Source organism: Streptomyces sp. WMMB 714 (assembly GCF_900090125.1).
Classification (GTDB): Bacteria; Actinomycetota; Actinomycetes; order Streptomycetales; family Streptomycetaceae; genus Streptomyces; species Streptomyces daqingensis.
In genome coordinates this window covers 639,095-662,420 of sequence record NZ_FMHJ01000001.1, presented here as the reverse complement: position 1 = coordinate 662,420, position 23,326 = coordinate 639,095, and the positions used below count along the sequence as shown (strand labels likewise).

Genomic DNA, 23,326 nt, shown 5'->3' with positions numbered 1-23,326 from the left:
GACGGCGGTAGTGAGATGGCGCGTCAGTTGGGTTTTTGGCGTGGGTGTCTTGCGGGGTTGCCGGATCAGTTGGAGATTCCGGCGGATCGTCCGCGTCCTGCGGTGTTCACGCATCGTGGGGGGAGTGTGGGTTTCCGGTTGGAGCCGGGGTTGCATCGTGGGTTGGTGGAGTTGGCGCGTGAGTCGTCGGCGACGTTGTTCATGGTGGTGCAGGCGGGTCTGGTCGCGTTGTTGTCGCGGTTGGGTGCGGGTTCGGATGTTGCTGTGGGTTCGCCTGTGGCGGGTCGTACTGATGAGGCGTTGGATGATCTTGTCGGTTTCTTTGTGAACACGTTGGTGTTGCGTACTGATGTGTCGGGTGATCCGTCGTTCCGTGAGTTGTTGGGGCGGGTGCGTGAGGGTGATCTGGCGGCGTATGCGCATCAGGATGTGCCGTTCGAGCGTTTGGTGGAGGTGCTGAATCCGCAGCGTTCGTTGTCGCGGAATCCGCTGGTGCAGGTGATGCTCGCTCTGCAGAACACCCCCGACGCCGACTTCCGGCTGCCCGACGTGCGCGCCGAGTACCTGCAGCAGACGGCGGGCGCCGCCCGCTTCGACCTGTCGCTGTTCTGCTTCGAGCGGCCGGGCGACGAAGCCCAGGGACTCGACATCCTGGCCGAGTTCAGCACCGACCTGTTCGACGAGGGGACCGTCGTCACCCTCCTCGAACGCCTGGCCAGGCTGCTTCAGTCGGCGGTCGACAGCCCCGGCACGCGGGTCTCCGCGCTGGAGATCCTCGACGCGGAGGAGCACCACCGGCTCGTCGCCGGCTGGAACGACACCGGCCTCCCGCGCGGCGCCGTCCCGGACAACCTCCAGGACGCCTTCCGCGCCCAGGCCGAGGCCACACCGGAGGCGATCGCCGTACGGGCGGACGGGCAGGGGCTCACCTACCGCGAACTCGACGAGCGCGCCAACCGCCTGGCGCACCGGCTGATCGCGCTCGGCGCGCACCGGCAGCACGCGGTCGCCGTACTGCAGGAGCGCTCGGCCGACCTGGTCGTGTCCCTGCTCGCGATCGTCAAGGCAGGCTGCGTCTACGTCCCGCTGCACACCGGCTATCCCGCGTCGTGGATGCGGATGGCGCTCGAACGCACCGGGGCGCGGATCCTGCTGACCGACCGCGCCATGCGGGAGCGCGACTTCCGGCACGAGGGGCCGACGGTCGTCGTCGACGACGACCCGGAGCTCGCCGCCCAGCCGGCCGGCGACCCAGGAGTCCCCGGCGACCCCGACGACCTGGCGTACACCATGTTCACCTCGGGCTCCACCGGCGAGCCCAAGGGCGTCGAGATCACTCACCAGGACGTCCTCGACCTCGCGCACGACCCAGTCTGGCACGGGCCGCGGGAGGAGTCGGCCCGCGCCTGCACCAACCCGGAGTGCGCGGCGGAGCGTGTCCTCATGCACGCCCCGTACGCCTTCGACCCGGCGACCTTCGAACTGTGGGCGCCCCTGCTGAACGGCCACAGGGTGGTCGTGGCGCCCGCGGGCGAGCTCGACCTCGGCGCTCTGGAGCGCGTCACGACCGAGGAGCAGGTCACCGGCGTGCTTTACACGGCTGGGCTGTTCCGTCTCATCGCCGAGGAGCGCCCGGAGAGCTTCGCAGGGGTGCGCGAGGTGTGGACCGGCGGCGACGTCGTCTCCCCGGCCGCTGTCCAGCGCGTCCTCGACACTTGTCCCGGGACCACGGTCACCGCCATCTACGGCCCGACCGAGATCACCCTGTGCACGACCAAGTACCCCATGCGGCACCCGCATCGCGTCGAGACCACCGTCCCCCTGGGCCGCCCCATGGCGAATACGCGGGTGTATGTGCTGGATGGTGGTCTGCGTCCGGTGCCGGTGGGTGTGCGGGGTGATCTGTATGTGGGGGGTGCGGGTCTGGCGCGTGGTTATGCGGGTCGTGCGGGTTTGACGGGTGAGCGTTTTGTGGCTGATCCGTTCGGTGGTCCGGGGGAGCGGATGTATCGGACGGGGGATGTGGCTGCGTGGCGTGGTGACGGGGTGCTGGAGTTCGCGGGGCGTACGGACGGGCAGGTGAAGATCCGTGGTTTCCGGGTGGAGACCGCCGAGATCGAAGCCGCCCTGGCCCGCCATCCGGAACTCGCGGAGGCGACCGTCACGGTGCGCGAGGAGCGCCCCGGCGACAGGGAGCTCGTCGCCTACGTCGTCCCCGCCGACGGATCGGGGCCCTCCGCCCGCGACCTGCCCACCGAGACGGAACAGGTCCAGGAATGGCACGGCATCTACGAGGACCTCTACCGGGAGCGTAGCGAGGACCCCTACGCCGGCTGGAACAGCAGCTTCGACGGTGTGGCGATTCCGTTCGGGGAGATGGAGGAGTGGCGGGCGGGCGCGGTGGAGCGGATCGCGGCGCTGGGTCCGGGGCGGGTGCTGGAGCTCGGTGTGGGTAACGGGTTGTTGCTGCGTGAGCTGGCGGGGCGTTCGGAGTGTTATTGGGGTACGGACTTGTCGGCGGCGGCTGTTGAGGGGCTGCGTGAGGCGGTCAAGGGTCAACCGTGGGCTGATCGTGTGGAGTTGAGGGTGGGTTCGGCTCTGGAGACGGAGTCGTTGCCGGAGGGGTATTTCGACACGGTTGTTCTGAACTCGGTGGTGCAGTACTTCCCCGGTGCCCGGTACGCGGTGGAGGTGCTGCGCAACGCCGCGCGGCTGCTCGCCCCCGGTGGGCGCATCTTCGTCGGCGACGTACGCGACCTGCGCCACCACCGCACGTTCGCCGCGGCAGTCGCCCTGCACGGCGCGGGCCCGGCGGCGAACCTGGCCGGGCTGCGCACCGCCGTGGAGCGCGAGGTCATGCTGGAGAACGAACTCCTGCTGTCCCCGGACTTCTTCGCGGCGCTGTCCGCCGAGATCCCCGGGCTGACCGGCGTCGACGTCGGCCTCAAGCGGGCCGTGCACCACAACGAGCTCAGCCGCTACCGCTACGACGTCGTCCTGCGCACCGACCCGCCGGCCGCGGAGGCGCAGCCCGAGCCGCGCACTCTGCGCTGGGGCCGCGACATCACCGGCCTGGACGTCCTCGAGGAGTACCTCGCCGCGGACGACGGGCCTCTGAGGCTGACGCGCGTACCCGACGCCCGCGTCGCGGCGCATCTGGCCGCCGCCACCGCGCTCGACAACGGCAGCGACCCCGAAGTGGTCCTCGCCCGCCTGCGGGGCCCCGTCCCCGAAGGCGTCCCCGACCCGGAGGACGTCCACCGTGCGGCGGAGCGGTACGGACGCACGGCCGCCCTGGTCCCCACCCCCGGCGAGCCGGGCGAGTACGACGCGCTGCTGCTGCCGGGCACGGCCGGCCAGGCCCCGCTGGGCCGCTACACCGCCTCCGCGGAGGCGGCCGCGCTGCCCCTCACGGCGCACGCCGGCGACCCGCGGAGGGCCGACGACCACGCCGCGCTGATCGCCCGGGTCCGCGCGGACCTGGGGGAGCGGCTGCCCGAGTACATGGTCCCCGGCTTCTTCGCCGTCCTGGACCGTCTGCCGCTCACCCCCAACGGCAAGGTCGACCACCGCTCCCTGCCCGACGTGGGCAGGCGGGTGACGGCCGCCGGCCGTCCGCCGCGGTCACCCCAGGAAGAGGTGCTGTGCTCGCTCTTCGCGGAAGTGCTCGGCGTGCCCTCCGTGGGCGTCGACGAGGACTTCTTCGACCTGGGCGGACACTCGCTGCTCGCCGCCCGGCTCATCAACCGCGTCGACGCCGCCCTGGGCACCGAACTGGCCGTCCGCGCCCTGTTCGAGACGCCGACGCCGGCGGGACTCGCCGAGAAGCTCGGCGTGTCCGACGGCACCGGCGCCTTCGAAGTGGTCCTCCCGCTGCGCCGCGGCGGGGACGGGGCGCCCCTGTTCTGCCTGCACCCCGCGGGAGGCATCAGCTGGGTGTACTCGGGGCTGCTGCGGTGGCTCCCCGACCGGCCCGTCTACGGCATCCAGGCCCGCGGTCTCAGCGACCCGGAAGCGGCGCCCGGGACGATCGCCGAACTGGCCGCCGACTACGTACGCGAGATCCGGGCGGTGCAGCCCTCCGGGCCCTACCACCTGCTGGGCTGGTCCCTGGGCGGGCTGATCGCGCACGCGGTCGCCGCCACCCTGGAGGCCCAGGGCGAGAAGGTCGGAACGCTCGCCCTGATGGACGCCTACCCGGACATCGAGGAGCCCGAGGGCGGGCAGACGCAGCCGGAACTCGTCCGCGGCATCCACCAGGTGCTGCTCGCCGAGGCGGGAGTCGACCCGTCCCGGGCCGAAGGGCGCGACCTGGACCGTGCCGAGGTCGTGGCGCTGCTGAAGGAGGGCGGCACCGCGCTCGCGGGGTTGATGGACGAGGAGAGGGTCGAGACGTTCACGGACGTCTTCGTGCGGTGCAGCCGCATGATGTTCGACGAACCCCTCGGAACCGTCGGCAGCGACGTGCTGTTCTTCGCCGCCACCCGTGGCTCCGTCGACGGCGCCCCCGGCGCGGACCGCTGGCGGCGGTACACCGCCGGCCGGCTCGCGGTGCACGAAGTGGCCTGCTCCCACGCCGAGATGGTCGAGCCCGACCACATCCGGGAGATCGGAAAGGTGCTCTCCGAGCACCTCGGCACGGCTCCCTGACCGACCCGTCAGTCCGCGGCGGCCTCCGGGGCGCCGCGGACCGGGTCCCCCCAGTTTTCCCACCCAGCCCACGCACGGCCTTCTGCCGACGTACCGGAGGAGAGTAATCATGAGCAACCCGTTCGAAGACCCCGAGGGGCGCTTCCTCGTCCTCGTCAACGACGAGGGCCAGCACTCCCTCTGGCCCGTGTTCGCCGACGTGCCCGACGGCTGGACCGTGGCCCACGGCGAGGACAGCCGGGAGGCCTGCCTCCAGTGGATCGAGGACTCGTGGACCGACATGCGGCCCAAGAGCCTCATCGCGCGCATGGCCGACCGGCAGAACGAGGCCGCCCCGACGGCGGGAACGACGGCGTCATGACCACGCCGCACACCGCGGTGCGGCCGTCCCTCGACCAGGACGCCCGCAGCCTCGCCGCCCACGCCGACGGCGTCCGCCGCCGGCTGGAGGCGCTGCCGCGCAAGGCGGGCCGCTCACCGGCCGAGGAGCAGGAGGCCCAGCGGCTCCTCGCGGACGGCCGTTCCGCCCGCGAGGAGTTCCTCGCCCAGCACGTGGGCGAGGTGTACGCGAACCTGACCGACGGACTGCGGCGCCCGCTGCGCGTCGCGGAGCTGCTCGCCGCCGCAGCCGTGCGCTACCCGGGCCTGGTGCCCGGCGAGGCCGAACTGGCCATGGACCGGGGGCTGGCACAGCGTGAGAAGGAGGGCTGGGAGCTGGACCAGGGGATCTTCGCCGCCCGGGTCCTCGACGATCCCGTCAGCGGACGCCATCTGGTGCACGCCATGACCAGGCCGCGGCGGAAGGCGCTGGACCTGCTGGAGGAGTTCCGCCAGCAGGACGCCGTCGACCTCGGCCCGATAGCCGTGCACCACAAGAACGGTGTGGGCCACGTCGTCTTCCAGAACCACCGCTACCTCAACGCCGAGGACGACGCGTCGAACCAGGCGCTGGAACTCGCCGTCGACCTCGTGCTCCTCGACGACCGCATCGACTGCGGCGTGCTGCGCGGCGGCACCGCCACCCACCCCAAGTGGGCGGGGCGCCGGGTGTTCGGCGCCGGGATCAACCTGACGCACCTCAGGCAGGGCCGCATCTCCCTGGTCGAGTTCTTCCTCGACCGGGAGCTGGGCGCGGTCAACAAGATGTACCGCGGCCACTCCGGCGCCTTCACCGGCGAGGTCGAACCGCACAGCCGGCGGGAGAAGCCGTGGATCGCGGCGGTGGACTCCTTCGCCATCGGCGGGGGCTGCCAGTTCCTGCTGGTCGTCGACCACGTCGTCGCGGAGGAGGGCTCCTACGTCAACCTCCCCGCCGGCCGTGAGGGGATCATTCCCGGCTGCGGCGTGATGCGCCTGTCCCGATTCGTGGGAGAGGGCATCGCCCGGCAGGCCGTGCTCTTCAGCCGGGACATCCCTGTCGGGAGCCCGGAGGGCCGGATGATCGTCTCGGAGGCGGTGCCCGCGGAGGAGATGGACGAGGCGGTGGACCGGGCCGTCGAGGGTCTGCGCGCCACCGGCGTCTCCAGCGTCCTGGCGAACCGGCGGGCCATGCGCATCGCGGGGGAGCCTTCCGAGACCTTCCGCACCTACATGGCCAACTACGCCCGGGCGCAGGCGTACTGCTCCTACAGCCAGGCCGTCTTCGACAACCTGGAACGCAACTGGGGCGGCTGACAGCGCGGCCCCCTCCGTTGCACGCGACGGCGGGCCGGTGCGACGCACCGGCCCGCCGTTTCCGCGTCCGCCCGGTCAGGCGCCGGGCTTTCCGGCGATGCCCCAGCGCGCCGGCGGCACCTCCTGAAGCACCACCCAGGTCTGCTCCCTGGCGGCGTCGCCGAGCACCCGGCCCACGGCGTCGGTGAGTTCGGCGATGAGCTTCTCCTCGTTCCCGTCCTTGAGGCGGCCCTCGTAGAGTTTGACGTCGATCAGCGGCATGGGTCTTCCTTTCCCGACTCGTCGGATTACAGCGGCCGGCCGGGGCTCACGAGGCCACGACCGACCCGAGCACGTCGTTCAGCGCCCACACGAGGTGGTCCACCTGCCCGTCGGTCAGCCCGGGGTGGCAGGGCAGGTTGACGTGCTCCCCGAACCACCTCCGCTCCGCGACCGGGCACTCGCCCGCGCGGTGGCCGCGGGCCTTCCACTCGGGCAGCAGATGCATGGGGAAGTAGCGCAGCGCGATCTGCACGCCGCGCTCGTCGAGACCGCGCACCACCTTCTCGCGCACACCCGGGTCGCCGGAGACGAAGAACGTGTACAGGTGGTACGCGTGCTCGACTCCGGTGCCCGGCCGCTGCACCGTGCACTGCGGGAAGCGCCGGAGGACCTCGTCCAGCCGCGCGGCGACGGCCCGCCTGCGGGCGACGAGTCCGTCCATGCGGTCCAGCTGGACGAGGCCCACTGCGCACGCGGCCTCCGACAGCGTCGCGTTGGTGCCGTGCCGCAGCACTCCGGAGCACGCGGTGCCGTACACCGACGACGAGTACTTCATCCAGGGCAGCAACTCGGGCGTCTCGGCGGCCTCCTGGGGTACGAAGCGGCCGTCGACCTCGTTGTTGCGCAGCCGGTCGAGGCGGGTGGCCCAGTCGTCCCGCTCCAGTGTGACGACGCCTCCCTCGCCGAGCGTCGTGATGTTCTTCGACGCGTGCAGGCTGAAGCAGCCGATGTCGGCGAGAGCGCCGGGCCGGCGTCCCCGGTAGCCGCTGCCGAGAGCGTGGGCGCAGTCCTCGACGACGGTGATGCCCCGCGGCCGGGCCAGCGCCATGACGCGGTCCATGTCGGCGGGCCAACCGCCGTAGTGGACCAGGACGATGGCCCGGGTCCGGTCGGTGACCAGCTCCTCCAGGCGGTCGGGATCGACGTTCAGCGACACCGGGTCGACGTCGCAGAACCGCACGTCGGCGGGCGTGCCGAGCAAGGGCTGCACGGTCGCCTGGAACGTCTGCGGCGTCGCGATGACCTCGTCGCCCTCCTTCAGGTCCAGCAGGTGCACGGCCAGTTCGAGCGCCACCGTCCCGCTGGTCACCGACAGGGCGTGCCTGGCGCCGACGTGCCGGGCGAAGCGCTTCTCGAACTCGGCGCGCCGGCTGCCGGACGACAACGGCTCGGCGGAGTTGACCAGTTCGGCCAGGGCGGCCGCCTCCGGACCGCCGAGGACGCTGCCCCGGTCCGCCGCCGGCACCGCGTAACCGCCCCGGGCGGGCGTCTTCGGCGCCAGCGGCCCCGGCTCGGCGGCCGGGCCGGCGGAGACGGATCCTTGAGGGGACACAGGTCACCCCTCCGACGTGCCGGTCAGGGTGCGCAACTGCTTCTTGTCGACCTTCCCCAGCCCCGTCAGCGGGAAGGAGTCGAGCAGTACGAGCCGCTCGGGGAGCTTGAAGGCGGCGACTCCGCGCGCGTTGAGGAAGGCCTTCAGCTCCGCCAGCGTCGGGGGTTCCCCGGCGGGGATGACGCAGACGCAGACCCGCTCCCCGAGCACGGGGTCGGGCACCGGCACGACAGCCGCCTGCTGGACCCGGTCGTGGGCGCTCACGTGCTGCTCCACCTCGGTGGCCGACACCTTGTCGCCGCCGCGGATGATGACGTCCTTGACCCGCCCTTCCACGACGACGTCGCCGCGGTCGGTGAGGCGGACGAGGTCGCCGGTGCGGTAGAAGCCGTCCTCGTCGAAGGCCGTCGCGTTGTGCTCCTCGGCACGGTAGTAGCCGCGCAGCGTGTAGGGGCCGCGCGTGAGCAGCTCGCCCGGCTGCCCCGGGGGCACCGGCAGGCCGTCCGTGCCGACCACTCGCAGCTCGTCCTCGGGGGAGATGGGGCGCCCCTGGACCGTCATGACGGTCTCGTGGTCGTCGTCGTCGCGCGTGAGGCACAGCAGCCCCTCCGCCATGCCGAAGACCTGCTGCAACCGGCAGCCGAGGGCCGGTTCGACGCGGCGCGCCACCTCGGGGTGGAGCTTCGCGCTGCCGATCTGCAGGGTGCGCAGCGACGACAGGTCCCGCTCGATCCACTCCGCGCCGTCCAGCCACAGGTGGGCGATCGTCGGCACGACCGAGGTGAGCGTGACACCCTCCCGCTCGATCAGTTCGAAGCACTCCTCCGGGCCGGTGCCGGAGGCCAGCACGACCGTCCCGCCGGCGGAGAGGACGCCGACGACGCCGGGACAGCCCCAGGTGAAGTTGAACGGAAGGGGCAGCACCGCGAGGTAGACGCACTCCTGGCCCAGGGAGCAGATCTCCGAGGTGGCACGGGCCTGGTACAGGTAGTCGTCGTGCGTCCTCGGTATGAGCTTCGGCAGCGCCGTCGTACCGCCGGACAGCAGGAAGAACGCCACGTCCCCGGCCCCGGGCGCGTCCGCCTCCGCGGGGGCGGACGTCTCGCCGGACCCCTCGGACAGCACCTCGAAGGGGGTGTACGGGCCGGCCTCGCCGACCACGAACACCTCGCGCAGCGACGGCACCTTCTCCTGGACCTCGGCGGCGAGCGGCAGGTAGTCGAAGCCGTGGAAGCGGTCCGGGACGAAGTAGGCGACGGCCTCCGCGTGCCCGCACAGATGGGAGATCTCGCTGCCCCGGTGCGCGGGCAGCGCGTGCACCGGCAGGGCACCCAGCCGGTACAGGGCGAAGCTGAGCGCCACGAACTCGGCCACGTTGGGCAGTTGGACGACGACGCGGTCGTCCCGGCCGATGCCGCGCGAGCGCAGGCCCAGCACGAGCCGGTCGACCCAGGCGTCGAGTTCCCGGTAGGTCAGCCGGCGCTCCCCGCAGACCAGTGCCACCCGGTCCGCGTAGGCGCCGGCCCACCGGCGCAGTTCGTCGCCCAGCGTCCTTCCCTGCCAGAAGCCGAGCTTCTGGTACTTCTTGGCCGTCTCCTGCGGCCAGTCGACGCATCCCTCAAGCACTTCGGCTCCTTCGACGACGGATCAGGTGGTGCTTTCGCTGTGCGGTTGCTCGCCCGCTCGACCCGGGTTCAGGGGTGCCGGCGGAGCGGGAGCAGGGGCTGGAAGAGAACGGACGGTGCGCGGACGGCGGACGGGAAATCACCGGACAGGCTCGGCAGAGAATGCACGCGGAAGTGTCCCGGAACGGCGGCGGAGTACGGCTGGAATTTCACTTGAGCATCGCTTGAGAGATCCGTCGAATAAGATCGCTGGACGCCCATGAATTCCGCCTCTCCGTGTTCCTGGAGTTCTGCTACGGTCTCGATATGGCAACTTCCGGTATTCCGCAGACAATTGACGAACTCCGCAGCACGCTCGCAGGGCGCATCGGTCTGAGCCCTGACGAAGTGGCGGAGGACAGCAGCCTGTTCGAGCTCGGCTTCGACTCGGTCACGGCGTTCGCCCTGATCGGCTCCTGGCGCAGGGCCGGACTGTCCTGCCCCGCTCAGGAGTTCGTCGACGCGCCGACGCTCGGCGACTGGTGGAGACTGATCCAGCGGGCGGCCTGAGCCGCCGCGTGACCGCTCCCGGAGCAGTGGCCGCCGAGAACGGTGGCTGACACTACCGGGCCGCTGAATGCTCTGGCAATTGTTCTGGTACCGCGCTGACGCACCGCTGACGCGCTGACGGCTGAATTCCCTTCGAGGAAAGGAGGGGGTGCCGTCCGATTGCGGTGCGTCCGCCGGGTCTTCTAGACCTGGGGGAGGTGCCGTATTGCGCGTGAGCGCTCGACTGAAAGGCTGGAGACGCGGCTATGGATTTCGGTGTGAACTTCTTTCCCGTGGTCGACCCCGAGCAGCGGAGCGCCACCGAGTGCTACGACATGATCGGTGAACTCTCGGAGCTCGCCGAGGAGCTCGGGTACGAGCACGTGCAGACCGTGGAGCACTACTTCTCGCCGTACGGGGGCTACTGCCCCGATCCGGTCACCCTTCTGACGGCGCTGGCGGCCCGTACCAGCCGCATCCGCATCGTCACCGGTGCGGTGATCCCGGCCTTCACCCACCCCGTGAAGCTCGCGGGCAAGCTGGCGATGCTCGACCACATCTCGCACGGCCGCCTCGACGTCGGCTTCGGACGAGGCTTCCTGCCCACGGAGTTCACCGCCTTCGACGTGCCGATGGAGGAGAGCCGGGCGCGCTTCGCCGAGGGCGTGGAGGCCTGCCGGCGGCTGTGGTCGGAGGAGGAGCTGGTCTGGGAGGGCGAGTTCCACAGCTTCGGCCCGGTCACCCTGCTGCCCCGCCCGTACCAGCGCCCGCACCCGCCGATCTTCATCGCCTCCGCAACGAGCCCCGAGTCCTGCGCCGCGGCGGGCCGTGCCGGCCACAACCTGCAGGTCGTGCCCTCGGTGACGAGCACCGAGCAGCTGCAGGGGATGCTCGCCGCCTACCGGGAGGCGTGGGCCGAGGCGGGGCACGCCCCGGGCGTGTACCGCATCCAGGTCAAGTACACGTGCTACGTGGCGGAGCGGCACAGCGAGGCGCTCGAGTCGGGCGAGCGATGGGAGCGCAACTACGTCGAGCACATGGCCCGGTCCGTGGCACCCCTCGCGAGCGGCGCCGGCGCCGACTACCCGGGCTACGAGAAGTTCGCGGAGAAGGCGGCCGCATACGACTTCCCGACCTCCCTGAAGGCGAACAAGGTCCTCGCCGGCGACTCCGCCGCCGTCACCGACCAGATCTCCGCGATCCGCGACGCCCTCGGTACCGACATCGACCTCAGCCTGCAGTTCAGCCCCGGTGCGCTCGAACAGGACCGCGCCGTGACCGCGATGCGGCTGTTCGCTCAGGACGTCATGCCGAAGTTCCGGCAGGACCGCTGACGCGCCCGGCGGCGCGGTCCGCTCCCGCTGGGGCGATCACCCGCCGGCGGTGAGACGGCCGGGCCATGGCGAGGATGAGCGCTCCGGGCCGCCGTCCTCGCGCCACAGGCCCCGCACGGCAGGGCGCCCGCCCGGTGCAGCACGAGGTCGGGCGCCAAGGAGGCCGCGAGCAGGCCGAACGCCGAACGGAGCCCTGCCGCACCACCCCCGGGGATCGGACATCGTGCTGCGGCACGGCCGGTGCTCTCCCGGCCCGCCCCGTTCCGGCCGGGGTTCACCCTCGGGCGCGTGCCGGCAGGCCCGCGAGCGCGGCCCGTACCTCCTGCGCCACCAGCGCCGGGATCTCCGGCCCCCGGGAGGCGAAGTAGAAGTGCTCGCCCTCGAAGAGGCGGCAGCCGCGGAAGTGCTCGCCGTACTCCGCCCAGCCCGCCAGTTCGGCCGGGGTGGCCCACGGGTCGCGGGTCGCACCGAGGACGGTGAACGGCACGGGCATGGCGAGATCGCGCCGCATCCCGGGCCGCCAGCGTTCCACCAGGCCGAAGTCCGCACGGATCACCGGTTCCAGCAGACCCCACAACTCCGGGTCGTCCAGGACGTGTTGGGGAGTACCGCCCATCCCGGCCAACTCGACGCGGAGCCGGTCCGCGGGCAACTGGTGCAGCGCGGTGGGCCGTTCCGTCACGGAGCGCGGGCAGCCTCGGGCCGAGAGCCCCACCCAGACCGGGACCGGAAGGCGCGCTTCGGCGAGTGCCAGCGTCAGCTCGTGTGCGACCAGCGCGCCCATGCTGTGCCCGAAGAAGGCGAACGGCCGGTCGAGCCAGAGCAGCAGCTCGTCCAGGAACCGCCGCACCAGGGTCTCCACGTCCTGCAACGGCTCGGAGTCCGCCAGCATGCCCCGCCCCGGCGCGTCCGTGAGACACACCTCCCACTCCGGCGGGAGGTAGCGCGCCCAGTCCCGGAAGACCTGGTGCGACCCGCCGGCGTGGTGGAACAGGAAGAGCCGGGCCTGGGGGCGCGGGACGGGCCGGGCCGGGAAGACAGCTCCGCTGCCTGCGTCCGCACGCGTCGACACTGCGTCATCTCCTCACCGGCCCTGACCGGCCGTCATCGGGGGCTGCGCGGTGCGGACGCCCGTCGGGGACGGTCCGCTCCGCGCCGTCCCGCCAGTGTGCGCGGCCCCCTCTGACGGCAGGCTGACGAAGCCCTGACGCGGGAGGGTGCACTTCCTCCGCTCCGCCCCGTGTCAGACCGCCGTCAACGCCCCGTCAGGACGGCCCGCGACGATACGTGCGGGCCGCCGCCCGGTTCCCCCGCGGCCGGTGCGGCGCCCGATCCTGTTGCCGGCGATCCAGGGGGCTTTCCCGGTGTCCGAAGAGTCAGTGCGCACCACCGGCCGGAGCCCGCTCGGAGCCGCCCAGCGCGGCATCTGGTACGCCCAGCGCCTCGACCCGGGGAACCCGCTGCACAGCGGCGCGGCCTACCTCGACATCCGCGGCCCGCTCGACACCGGCCTGCTGGCGGCCGCGGTGCGCAGGGCCGTCGAGGACACCGAGGCGCTGCGGCTCGCCTTCGCCGACGACGGCCCGGACGGCGACGCCGCCGAGGGCCCCGTGCAGTACGCCGACGCCGGCGCCCGCCCGGAACTCCTGACGCCCGCGGGCGCGGACGACGAGGAGGGGGCGCTGCGGTGGATGCGCGGCGACCTGGCGGCCGGGAGCGATCCGCTGCACGGTCCGCTGTCCGCGCAGGCCCTCTTCCGGGTCGGCCCGGAACGCCACCTCTGGTACTACCGGGCGCACCATCTGCTGCTGGACGGCATGGGCCTGTGGCTCTTCCAGCGCCGGGCCGGGGCCGTGCTCTCCTCCCTCCTGGAGGGGCGGCCCGTGCCGGAGGACACGGCGGCCCCGCTGGAGACGCTGTGGCAGGAGGAGGAGGCGTACCGCGCCTCGGAGCGGTTCGCGTCCGACCGTGCGTACTGGCGGGAGCTGATGCGGGACCGGCCGACACCGCCGCTGTCCCTGGCCGGGCCCGCCGCCGTCGCCTCCCACTCCTTCCTGCGGTCGGCCGGGACGCTGCCCGCCGCTCCGGCCGACGCCCTCGACGAGCTCGCCGCCCGGCACGGCAGCGGACGGCCCGCCGCGCTCGTCGCCGCCGTCGCGGCGCTCGTGCACCGGGTGACCGGCGCCCGCGACATCGTGCTCGGCCTCGCCGTCAGCGCCCGCCTGACCGCCGCGTCCCGGCGCACCCCCTCCATGCACGCGAACGTCGTGCCGCTGCGGCTTCCGGTCCACCCCGGCCTGACGGTGGACGAGCTCGTCGCGCGGGCCGCCGCCGCGCTGCGGGACGCCCTGCGCCACCAGCGGTACCCGCAGGAGGAGTTGCGCCGCGACCTGGGCGCCGTCGGCACCCGCCGCCCCCTGTTCGGGCCCACCGTCAACCTGATGCGCGCCCCCGGCCCGACGTTCGGCGGCCTCCCGGCCACACTGAACTTCCTGTCCAACGGCGCCGTCGACGACCTCAAGTTCACCTGCTACGACGCCGGTTCGGGCGCCCTGCCGGTCGACCTCGACGCCAACCCCGACCGCTACTCCCCGGACGAACTCGACGGCCACCGCACCCGGTTCCTGCAACTGCTCACCGAGTTCGCGGACGACCCCGGGCGGCGGCTGGCCCGTATCGACGTGCGCACGCCCGCCGAACGCCGCACCCGCCGCCCCGAACCGCCCGCCCGGACGGACGCCGCGCCCCCCGCGACGCTCACGGCCCTGTTCGAGCAGCAGGCGGCACGCACTCCCGACCGCACCGCCGTCACCGCCGACGGCGGGAGCCTGACGTACGGCGAACTCGACCAGCGGGCGAACCGGCTGGCCCGGCTGCTCGCCGCACGAGGGGCGCGCCCCGGCCGCCTCGTCGCCCTCGCCCTGCCCCGGGCCGCGGCGCTCCCCGTCGCCCTGCTGGCCGTACTCAAGACCGGCGCCGCATACCTGCCCCTCGACCCCGGCTACCCGGCGGAGCGCCTCGCCCTGATGGTGGACGACGCCGGGCCCGCGGTGCTCGTCACCGACGCCGCCACGGCGGACGGGCCGCTCCCCGGCGGACCGGAGCGGATCGTCCTCGACTCACCCGCCGTGCGCGACGCCCTGGCAGCCCTCCCCGGGAGCCCTCTCACCCCGTCCGACCGTACGGCTCCGCGGCCAGGGGACACGGCGTACGTCATCTACACCTCGGGTTCCACGGGCAGGCCGAAGGGCGTGCTGATCCCGCACGGCAACGTCGTACGGCTCTTCAGCGCCGCCCGTCCCCTCGTCGGCTTCGGAGCGGACGACGTCTGGACGCTGCTGCACTCCTACGCCTTCGACTTCTCCGTCTGGGAGATCTGGGGCCCGCTGCTGCACGGCGGGCGCCTCGTCGTCGTCCCGCAGGAGACGGTGCGCACCCCGGCGCTGCTGCTTCGGACGCTGGTCCGCGAGGGCGTGACGGTCCTCAGCCAGACGCCCAGCGCGTTGCAGCAGCTCATCCGCACGGACGCCGAACTCCCCGAAGAGGGGACCGGACTGGCGCTGCGCCGCATCGTCCTCGGCGGCGAGGCCCTGGACCCGGCCGTCCTCCGCGACTGGTACGAGCGCCATCGCGACGACAGCCCGGTCGTCGTGAACATGTACGGCATCACCGAGACCACCGTGCACGTCACCCACCGGCCGATGGACCGTGCGACGGCCCGCGACGCGACCGGCAGCCCCATCGGGCGGCCCCTGCCCGACCTCGGCCTGTACCTGCTGGACTCGGCCCTGCGTCCGTGCGTGCCGGGGGCCACCGGCGAGCTGTACGTCTCCGGGGCGGGGCTCGCACACGGATACCTGGGCAGGGCCGCGCTGACGGCCGAACGGTTCGTCGCCGACCCCTTCGGGCCGCCCGGCAGCCGCATGTACCGGACCGGCGACCTCGCGCGGTACAACGCCGAGGGCGAGCTGGAGCATCTGGGGCGCGCCGACGGCCAGGTCCAGCTGCGCGGCTTCCGCATCGAGACGGCGGAGATCGACGCCGAACTGACCAGGCTGCCCGAGGTGTCCGCGGCCGCCACAGTGCTGCGAGGGTCCGGCGACGACGGCGGGCGCCTCGTCGGCTACGTCGTGCCCGCCGCCGGGGCGCGGCCCGAACCGGCGGCGCTGCGCGCCCGCCTCGCCGACCGGCTGCCGCCGCAGTCCGTTCCGTCGGCCCTCGTCCTGGTGCCCGAACTCCCGCTCACACCCAACGGAAAGCTCGACCGCGACGCGCTGCCCGAACCGTCCCTGAGGGGAGCCGGACGCCGCTCCCGGGGGCCCGTGGAGGAGCGGTTGTGCGCGCTCTTCGAGGAGGTGCTCGGGTGCGGCGAGGTCGGGGCCGGCGACGACTTCTTCGAGCTGGGCGGCCACTCGCTGACCGCCACGCGCCTCGTGAGCCGCATCCGCGCCGCCTTCGGAGCCGAACTCGGCGTCGGCGCCGTCTTCGACGCACCGACCCCCGCGGACCTCGCCGTCCGGCTGGGGCGCGGTGAGCCCGGGCCGCCGGCCCCCTCGCCCGGTACGCCCGGAGCCGGAGACCTCCCGGAGGCCGGGGAGCGGCACCTCCCGGCGGGCGCCTCCGGAACGGACGGCGCGTCGCCGCAGCGCGGCCCGCTCTCGGCGGCGCAGCGCCGGATGTGGACGATGCACCGCTTCCAGGAGCCGTCCGCCACGTACAACCTGCCGTGCGCGGTACGCCTCACCGGGGAGCTGGACCACAGCGCTCTGCGGGAGGCGGTACGCGATCTGGCGCGGCGTCACGACGTCCTGCGCACCCGCTACCCCGAGGCCGGCGGCGAACCCGTCCAGGAGGTGCTGCCCCCCGGCGCGGCCGGCCAGATGGAGCTGCTCACCGGCGCGACCACCGACGACCGGCTCGCGTCCGACCTGACCCGCGCGGCCCGCCTCCCCTTCGCGATCGAGACCGAACTACCCCTCCGCGCCCACCTGTTCACGCTCCCGGACGAGCTCCCGGACGGAGAGGACGGCCGGGCCCGGCACGCCCTGCTGCTCGTCCTGCACCACATCGCCGGTGACGGGTGGTCCCTCGGCCCGCTGCTGCGCGACCTCGGCGAGGCGTACGCGGCCCGCACCGAGGGCCGGGCCCCGCGGTGGGCCGCCCCCGCGCCGCGCCACTTCGAGCACGCGGCGCGCGACCACGCCGCCGAACCCGGCCCCGCCCTGCTGGAGTTCTGGCGGCACACCCTGGAGGGCGCCCCCGAGCAGCTTCCGCTGCCCGCCGACAGGCCGCGCCCCGCCGTGGCCGGCACCCGGGGCGGCAGCGTCCCGCTGTCGATCGACGCCGAACTGCACGCCCGCATGCACGAGTTGGCCCGCCGCCGCCATGCCTCCGTCTTCATGGTGCTGCACGCGGCCCTGGCCGCCCTGCTCACCGCTTCCGGCGCCGGGACCGACGTCGTCGTGGGCACCCCGACCTCCGGCCGCGGCGACCGGGAACTCGACGACGCCGTCGGCTTCTTCGTCAACCCGGTCGCCCTGCGCGTGGACACCGGCGGCCGGCCCTCGTTCGACGAGCTCCTCGACCGCGTACGCCGGGCCGACCTCGACGCCTACGACCACCAGGACGTCCCCTTCGACCGGGTGGTCGACGCCGTCGGACAGCAGCGGTCGCTGGCACGCCACCCGATCTTCCAAGTGGTGCTCTCCTTCCAGGACTTCGAGCCCGTGCTCGCCCTGCCCGGCCTGGACTCCCGCACCGAACCCGTCCACCTCGGCGCCGCCAAGTTCGACCTGACCCTCAACCTGGTCGAGCGGCGCGACGGCGCCGGCGGGCCCGCCGGCATCGCGGGCGACGTCGAATACGCCGAGGACCTGTTCGACGAGGCGACGGCGGCGGCGCTGGCCGACCGGCTGCGGCGCGTGCTGCGGGCCGTGTGCGACGCCCCGGAGCGCCCCGTCGCCGACGTGGACCTCCTCTCCGGGCAGGAGCGGCGTGCCGCGCTCACCACCTGGAACCCGCCGTCCGAACCGCCGGCCCACCCCCATCTGCCGGCCCTGTTCGAGGCAGTGGCCCGCTCGCGTCCGGACGCCCCCGCGCTGGAAGCGGACGGCCAGGTCCTCGACTACGCCGCTCTCGACGCGCGCACCAGCCGGCTCGCCCGCCTCCTCCTCGCCCGCGGAGTCCGCCCCGGCACCGTCCTGCCGCTGGCGCTGCCCCGCTCGGGCGCCATGGCGACCGCATGGCTCGCGGTGCTCAAGGCCGGTGCCGCCGCCATGCCCGTGGACCCCGGATACCCGGCGGAACGCATCCGCCGGCTGCTGGAGACCGCCCCCGCGGACGCCCCGGTGCTGACCCTCGCCGCGCACACCGCGTCCCTCGCCCAGGAGGCGCCCCGCTGCCTGGTGCTCGACGCCCCGGACGTCGCCCGCGAACTGGCCGGGCTGGCCGCCACCCCCGTCACGGACGAGGAACGCGGCGGCCCCATCGATCCGGGCGACCCCGCGTACGTGATCCACACCTCCGGCTCCACGGGCCGCCCCAAGGGAGTGGCGGTGCCGCACGCCGGGCTGCCCGCCCTCGCCGCGGCCCAGGCCGAGCGCTTCGCCCTCGACGGGCACGCCCGGGTGCTGCAGTTCGCCTCACCCAGCTTCGACGCCTCGGTGATGGAGTACCTCATGGCGTACGGCACCGGTGCGGCGCTCGTCGTCCCGCCGCCCGGGCCGCTGGCGGGCGAGGAACTCGCCGAAGTCCTCGCCCGGGACAGGATCAGCCATGCGCTGATCCCGCCCACCGCGCTGACCGGCGTACCGCCGCAGTCGCTTCCCGGGCTGCGCACCCTCGTCGTCGGGGGAGAGGCGTGCCCGCCCGGCCTCGCCGCGCAGTGGTCGCCGGGCCGCCGCCTGGTCAACGCCTACGGGCCCACCGAGACCACCTGCTGCGCCACCACCAGCGCGCCCCTCCAGGCCGACGGGCTCGTGCCCATCGGAACACCCCTCGCCGGCCTGCGTGTTCACGTCCTCGACGACGCGCTGCGGCCGGCTCCCACCGGTGTGCCGGGCGAGCTGTACATCGCCGGCCCCGGCGTCGGACACGGCTACGCGGGCCGTCCCGCCGCCACGGCAGAACGGTTCGTCGCCGACCCGTACGGCCCGCCCGGCAGCCGCGCCTTCCGCACCGGCGACAGGGCACGCCGCCGCTTCGACGGCACCCTGGAGTACCTGGGGCGCGCGGACGACCAGGTGAAGATACGGGGCTTCCGCATCGAACCCGGAGAGATCGCCGCGGCGCTCGCCACCCACCCGGCCGTGCGGCGGTGCGCCGTCGTCGTCCGCGAGGACCGGCCCGGCGACCGGAGGCTGGTGGCGTACGTCGTACCCGAGGAAGCCGCGGGCGAGCCCGCACCGGCCGTGCTGCGCCGTCACCTCGCCGCGCTGCTCCCGGCGCACATGGTGCCGGCCGCGTTCGTCGCTCTCCGCGAACTGCCCACCACCCGGCAGGGGAAGCTGGACCGCGCGGCTCTTCCGGCGCCGGAACGGCCCGAGGCCGGCGGGTCCGCCGCCCGCGCACCCCGCTCCGGCACCGAGGAGACCGTCTGCGGCGTGTTCGCGGACGCTCTGGGGCTCGCGGCCGCCGGACCCGACGACGACTTCTTCGAGCTCGGCGGCGACAGCATCATCGCCATCCAGCTCGTCAGCAGGCTGCGCGGGCACGGCCTCGCCGTCACCACCCGCGACGTCTTCGAGTGCCGCACCGCCGCCGCCCTCGCCGAACGCGCCGCGGCCGCGGGGGAGTCCGCACCGCGGGCCGCCCGCCCCACCGCGGGCGGCGGCCCGTTCCCCGCACCGCCCATGGCGCACTGGCTGAGCGAACTCGGCCCGTCCGCCGACGCCTTCAGCCAGACCATGACCGTGCGGACACCCCCCGTACCGCGTCCCGGCGCGCTGCGGCAGGCGCTCCAGCACCTCGTCGACAGCCACGCCGCGCTGCGCACCACCCTGCTGCGGGGCGACCCCGACGCCCCCGCCGTCGAGCGGCTGCGGCTGAGCACGGCCCCGCCCGGAACCCCCGGCGCGGCGGAACTGCTCCACCGCGTCGACGTGGACGGCGCCCTGTCCGCCGAGACGTACGGCGCGGAACTCTCCCGCGCCCGTGCCTCACTCGCCCCGGAAGAGGGCCGGATGGTGCGCGCCGTCTGGTTCGACGCGGGGGAACGGGACGGCAGGCTCGCCCTCGTCGTCCACCACCTCGCCGTCGACGCCGTCTCATGGGGCGTGCTCCTGCCGGACCTTCGCGCCGCCTACGAAGCCGCCGCGGCCGGAACCCCGCTCGCGGCACCGGCTCCCGCGCACCCCTGCGCGGAATGGGCCACCGGCCTCGCGGAGGAGGCGACCCGGCCCGAGCGGGTACGCGAACTGCCCCTGTGGTCGGCGATGCTGGCCGACGAGCACGTGACCTTCGGTGACCGGCGGCCCGACCCGCTGAGGGACACGCACGGCTCCCTCAGCCATCTGACGACGGAGCTGTCCGCCGCCCACAGCCGCGCGCTGCTGACCGAGGTGCCCGCCGCGTTCCACTGCCGCGTCCTCGAACCCCTGCTGACCGCCTTCGGCCTCGCGCTCGCGCACTGGGGCGCGGAGCACGGACGAGGAGCGGGTGACGTCCTCCTCAACCTGGAAGGGCACGGCCGCGACGGCGCGGACCCGGAGCTCGGACTGGAGTCCGCGGTCGGCTGGTTCACCACCGTGCACCCCCTGCGCCTGCCCCTCGGAGGCATCGGCACCGCGGAGGCGCTCTCCGGCGGGCCCGCGCTGGGCCACGCGGTGAAGCAGGTGAAGGAGGCGCTCCGCGCCGTCCCGGGCCACGGCCGCGGATACGGGCTGCTGCGCTACCTCAACGACCGCACCGCGCCGGTGCTGGCGGACCTCGGCACCCCGCCCGTCGCCTTCAACTACCTCGGGCGCTTCCGCCGCGACGGCCAACTGTGGAGCGCCGCGCCCGACGACCGCGACCTGGCCGGTGCGGGCGCCGCTCGCGGCATGCCCGTCGGGCACGCCCTGGAGGTCAACGCCGTGATGCTGGACGGTGCGGACGGCCCGACGCTGCGCGCCGTGTGGAGCTGGCCGCGCGAACTCGCGGACACCGCTGCCGCCACCGCCCTCACGGAGCTGTGGACACGGGCGCTGACCGCGCTCGTCGACCACGTCCAGCACGCCGACGCCGGCGGCTGGACACCGTCCGACCTTCCCCTGGTCGACCTCGGCCAGGACGACATCGAGGCCCTGGAGGCCGCCTGGCGCGACCGCTGACGTTCCGGCGCGGCGGCGGCCGGGGCCCGCCGGGTCGTCAGATCACTGTCAGTCCGGCGTCAAGGGCCCCTCCTACAGTCCACACAGCCACACCAGCCCACGAGAAGCACGCGCCGCCGTCCGGCGGCGCGGCACCCGCAAGGGAATTGGAGACGCGCATGGCATCCCACGACATCGCGGAGAAGCACCTGGCAGCCGGTATCGCCGCCAGCGGCCCTGCCCCGGACCTCGCCGCGGCCGCCGCCCTTCTGGAGATGGGCGACAGACTCGGCGTGGTCGCCCACCTCGACTCCGACACCCCGCTCGAGACCGCCGCCGTCGCGTCGGAGCTCGAACTGCCGGAAGCGGCCCTGGTGCGCTACCTCGACGCTCTGGAGTCGGCCGGCATCGCGATCCGCGAGAGCGAGGGCCGCTACCGCGCCTGCGCGGACTTCGCGACCGTCTGCCACCAGGCCGGCTACATCTCCTGGACGATGAACGCCAACCGGCCCTTCATCGAGCACGCCCGCGAGTTCTTCACCGACTGGGAGAGGGCGTCCCGCACCTACCTGCGCGACTTCCGCGAAGTGGCCGTCAGCTCCGAGTGGATGGGCTCGCACGCCTTCTACCCCGCCGCTCTCGACACCATCATCGACGCCAAGCCCCGCAAGGTCGTCGACCTGGGCGCGGGCACCTGCCGCCTGCTGATCGAGGTGCTCGAAGCGGTGCCCGGCTCCACCGGTGTGGGGCTCGACTTCGCCGCCGACGCCTGCCGCGCCGCCGAACTGGCCGTGGCGCAGGCAGGGATGAGCGAGCGGCTCACCGTGCTGGAACGCCCCATCCAGTCCGTGGCCACCGACCCGGAGATGCTCAAGGACGCCGACGTCATCCACGCGGGCTTCGTCTTCCACGACATGCTTCCCGAGGAGGAGGACGTCTGCGACGAGGTGCTGGCCAAGTGCCGCGAGTCCCTCGCGCCCGGCGGCTTCCTCGCGATCACCGACGCCGTGCCGTACCTGCGCAACGAGCGTGAGCGGCGCTTCAGCGCGGCCGTGTCCTACTACCACGGCGAGTTCATGCGCCGCCGGCTGCAGTCCGAGGAGCAGTGGGTCGAGCGGCTGCGCTCGGCGGGATTCTCCGACGTACGCGCCGTCACGCTCGCCTTCCCCACCGGCCGCCTCTTCCTCGCGCACCGCTGATGGCGGGAGCGAACAGCCCCGAGACCGGGCGCACGGCCACCGTGGGCGGGGGCGCCCCCACGGTGGCCGTGCGCCCGCACCCGGGGCCCGTACCGGACGCCCGCCGCCGCGAACTGCTCGCCGCGCCGCCCTTCGGTGAGGTCTTCACCGACCACATGGTCACGGCGCGCTGGAACCCCGGGGAGGGCTGGCACGACACCGTTCTCGGCCCCTTCGGTCCCCTCGAACTCAGCCCCGCCGCCGTCGGGATGCACTACGGGCAGAGCGTCTTCGAGGGCTTCAAGGCCCACCGCAGGTCCGCGGAGCGAGCGGCTGTCTTCCGCCCCTGGGACCACGCGCGGCGGCTCAACGCGTCCGCGCGGAGGATGGCCGCGCCGCCGATGCCGCCGGAGCTGTTCGTCGCCGCCGTCGAAGCCCTCGTCCGCCAGGACATGGACTGGCTTCCCGAGGGCGACGACCGGAGCCTGTACCTGCGTCCCGTGGTGTTCGCCGACGAGCCCCACCTCGCTCTGCGCCGCGCGCGCTCCTACCTGTTCCTGCTGCTCGCCTTCCCGACGGGCAACTTCTTCGGCAGCGAGCCGCGGGCCGTCACCGTCGCCGTGAGCGAGGAGTACGTACGTGCCACCCCCGGCGGCACCGGCGCCGCCAAGTGCGGCGGAAACTACGCGGGCAGCTACCTCGCGCAGGAGGAGGCGGCCGGCCGGGGCGCCGACCAGGTCGTGTGGCTGGACGCCGTCGAACGCCGCTGGGTCGAGGAACTGGGCGGCATGAACCTGTTCTTCGTGCACGGCGAGGGGGAGCGGGCCGAGCTGGTCACCCCGCCGCTCACCGGCACCATCCTCCCCGGCGTCACCCGCGACACGCTCATCACGCTCGCCGGCGACCTGGGCATGCGCGTCACCGAGGCGCCCGTCTCGCTGGACGACTGGCGCGACGGCTGCGCGGGGGGACGGATCAGCGAGGTGTTCGCCTGCGGCACCGCGGCACGCGTCACCTCCGTCGGACGGGTCCTGGGCAGGGGAGGCGAGGAGTGGACCGTGGGCGACGGCGGGCCGGGCCCCGTCGCCGGGCGCCTCTCGGCGCTGCTCGCGTCCGTGCACCGCGGCGGGACGGCCGACCGGCACGGCTGGTGCCACCTCGTGGACCGGGATCCGCACGGTGTCGCGGCGCCGCTGAAGCCCGGACCGGAGAACTCCCTGACCGAAACGCCGAGTTGACGACCGGCCAGGACGGATGGAAGGCTTGATCGCATGATCTATTGAGTCTGCGGGCGCTGCCCTCACCACTCCACGGCCACGCCGCCGCGCCTGACAGGCTCGCACCTCCCGGTGCCGGGCCCGCCCAGTGACATCCGCCGGTGAGCCGCTTCCCCTCCGCCGCTCCGTTCCGGAGCCGCGCACTGCTGCCATGAGCGTCCCGGCATGAACGCGCCCGG

12 protein-coding genes are annotated in these 23,326 nt (G+C 73.6%); 8 read left to right on the top strand and 4 right to left on the bottom strand.

From position 1 onward, the window contains the following. The first annotated feature begins 15 nt into the window (after nucleotides 1-15). The 3 genes from H181DRAFT_RS02750 (at nucleotide 16) to H181DRAFT_RS02740 (ending at nucleotide 6,324) form a co-directional block, all read left to right on the top strand. Nucleotides 16-4,650 (top strand): non-ribosomal peptide synthetase, encoded by a 4,635-nt coding sequence (locus H181DRAFT_RS02750; protein ID WP_074467675.1) that lies wholly within the window; start codon nucleotides 16-18, stop codon nucleotides 4,648-4,650. Between the two features lie 109 nt (nucleotides 4,651-4,759). Beyond that, a complete protein-coding gene (locus tag H181DRAFT_RS02745; RefSeq protein ID WP_045862476.1) occupies nucleotides 4,760-5,011 on the top strand; it encodes an MbtH family protein in 252 nt (83 codons plus the stop codon). Beyond that, nucleotides 5,008-6,324 (top strand): enoyl-CoA hydratase/isomerase family protein, encoded by a 1,317-nt coding sequence (locus H181DRAFT_RS02740; protein ID WP_045862475.1) that lies wholly within the window; start codon nucleotides 5,008-5,010, stop codon nucleotides 6,322-6,324. Before H181DRAFT_RS02745 ends, H181DRAFT_RS02740 begins: the two co-directional genes overlap by 4 nt. A 75-nt stretch (nucleotides 6,325-6,399) precedes the next feature. On the opposite strand, the gene H181DRAFT_RS02735 is transcribed toward H181DRAFT_RS02740, so the two are convergent. From H181DRAFT_RS02735 to H181DRAFT_RS02725, 3 genes are read right to left on the bottom strand one after another with little or no spacing between them, the layout of a single operon-like run. Continuing rightward, nucleotides 6,400-6,585 (bottom strand): tautomerase family protein, encoded by a 186-nt coding sequence (locus H181DRAFT_RS02735; RefSeq protein WP_045862474.1) that lies wholly within the window; start codon nucleotides 6,583-6,585, stop codon nucleotides 6,400-6,402. Between the two features lie 46 nt (nucleotides 6,586-6,631). Beyond that, nucleotides 6,632-7,918, bottom strand: coding sequence for a DegT/DnrJ/EryC1/StrS aminotransferase family protein (locus H181DRAFT_RS02730; RefSeq protein ID WP_368073246.1), 1,287 nt, complete (start codon nucleotides 7,916-7,918; stop codon nucleotides 6,632-6,634). A 3-nt stretch (nucleotides 7,919-7,921) separates the two neighbouring features. Then, nucleotides 7,922-9,544 (bottom strand): (2,3-dihydroxybenzoyl)adenylate synthase, encoded by a 1,623-nt coding sequence (locus H181DRAFT_RS02725; protein ID WP_045862473.1) that lies wholly within the window; start codon nucleotides 9,542-9,544, stop codon nucleotides 7,922-7,924. A gap of 305 nt (nucleotides 9,545-9,849) precedes the next feature. Here H181DRAFT_RS02725 and H181DRAFT_RS02720 point away from each other — a divergent pair, with 305 nt between their 5' ends. Next, complete coding sequence (locus H181DRAFT_RS02720; RefSeq protein ID WP_045862594.1) at nucleotides 9,850-10,092, top strand: acyl carrier protein; 243 nt, start codon at nucleotides 9,850-9,852, stop codon at nucleotides 10,090-10,092. 257 nt (nucleotides 10,093-10,349) lie between these two features. Then, nucleotides 10,350-11,405, top strand: coding sequence for an LLM class flavin-dependent oxidoreductase (locus H181DRAFT_RS02715; protein ID WP_254666669.1), 1,056 nt, complete (start codon nucleotides 10,350-10,352; stop codon nucleotides 11,403-11,405). A gap of 274 nt (nucleotides 11,406-11,679) precedes the next feature. On the opposite strand, the gene H181DRAFT_RS02710 is transcribed toward H181DRAFT_RS02715, so the two are convergent. After that, nucleotides 11,680-12,477, bottom strand: coding sequence for a thioesterase II family protein (locus tag H181DRAFT_RS02710; protein ID WP_052708419.1), 798 nt, complete (start codon nucleotides 12,475-12,477; stop codon nucleotides 11,680-11,682). 292 nt (nucleotides 12,478-12,769) lie between these two features. On the opposite strand from H181DRAFT_RS02710, the gene H181DRAFT_RS02705 reads away from it, so the two are divergent. From H181DRAFT_RS02705 to H181DRAFT_RS02695, 3 genes are all read left to right on the top strand, one after another. Then, nucleotides 12,770-20,713 (top strand): non-ribosomal peptide synthetase, encoded by a 7,944-nt coding sequence (locus H181DRAFT_RS02705; protein WP_158715408.1) that lies wholly within the window; start codon nucleotides 12,770-12,772, stop codon nucleotides 20,711-20,713. 158 nt (nucleotides 20,714-20,871) lie between these two features. Continuing rightward, on the top strand, nucleotides 20,872-21,891 hold the full coding sequence (locus tag H181DRAFT_RS02700; RefSeq protein WP_045862470.1) for a methyltransferase: 1,020 nt from the start codon (nucleotides 20,872-20,874) through the stop codon (nucleotides 21,889-21,891). Continuing rightward, complete coding sequence (locus H181DRAFT_RS02695; RefSeq protein ID WP_074467674.1) at nucleotides 21,891-23,108, top strand: branched-chain amino acid aminotransferase; 1,218 nt, start codon at nucleotides 21,891-21,893, stop codon at nucleotides 23,106-23,108. Before H181DRAFT_RS02700 ends, H181DRAFT_RS02695 begins: the two co-directional genes overlap by 1 nt. The last annotated feature ends 218 nt before the right edge of the window (nucleotides 23,109-23,326 follow it).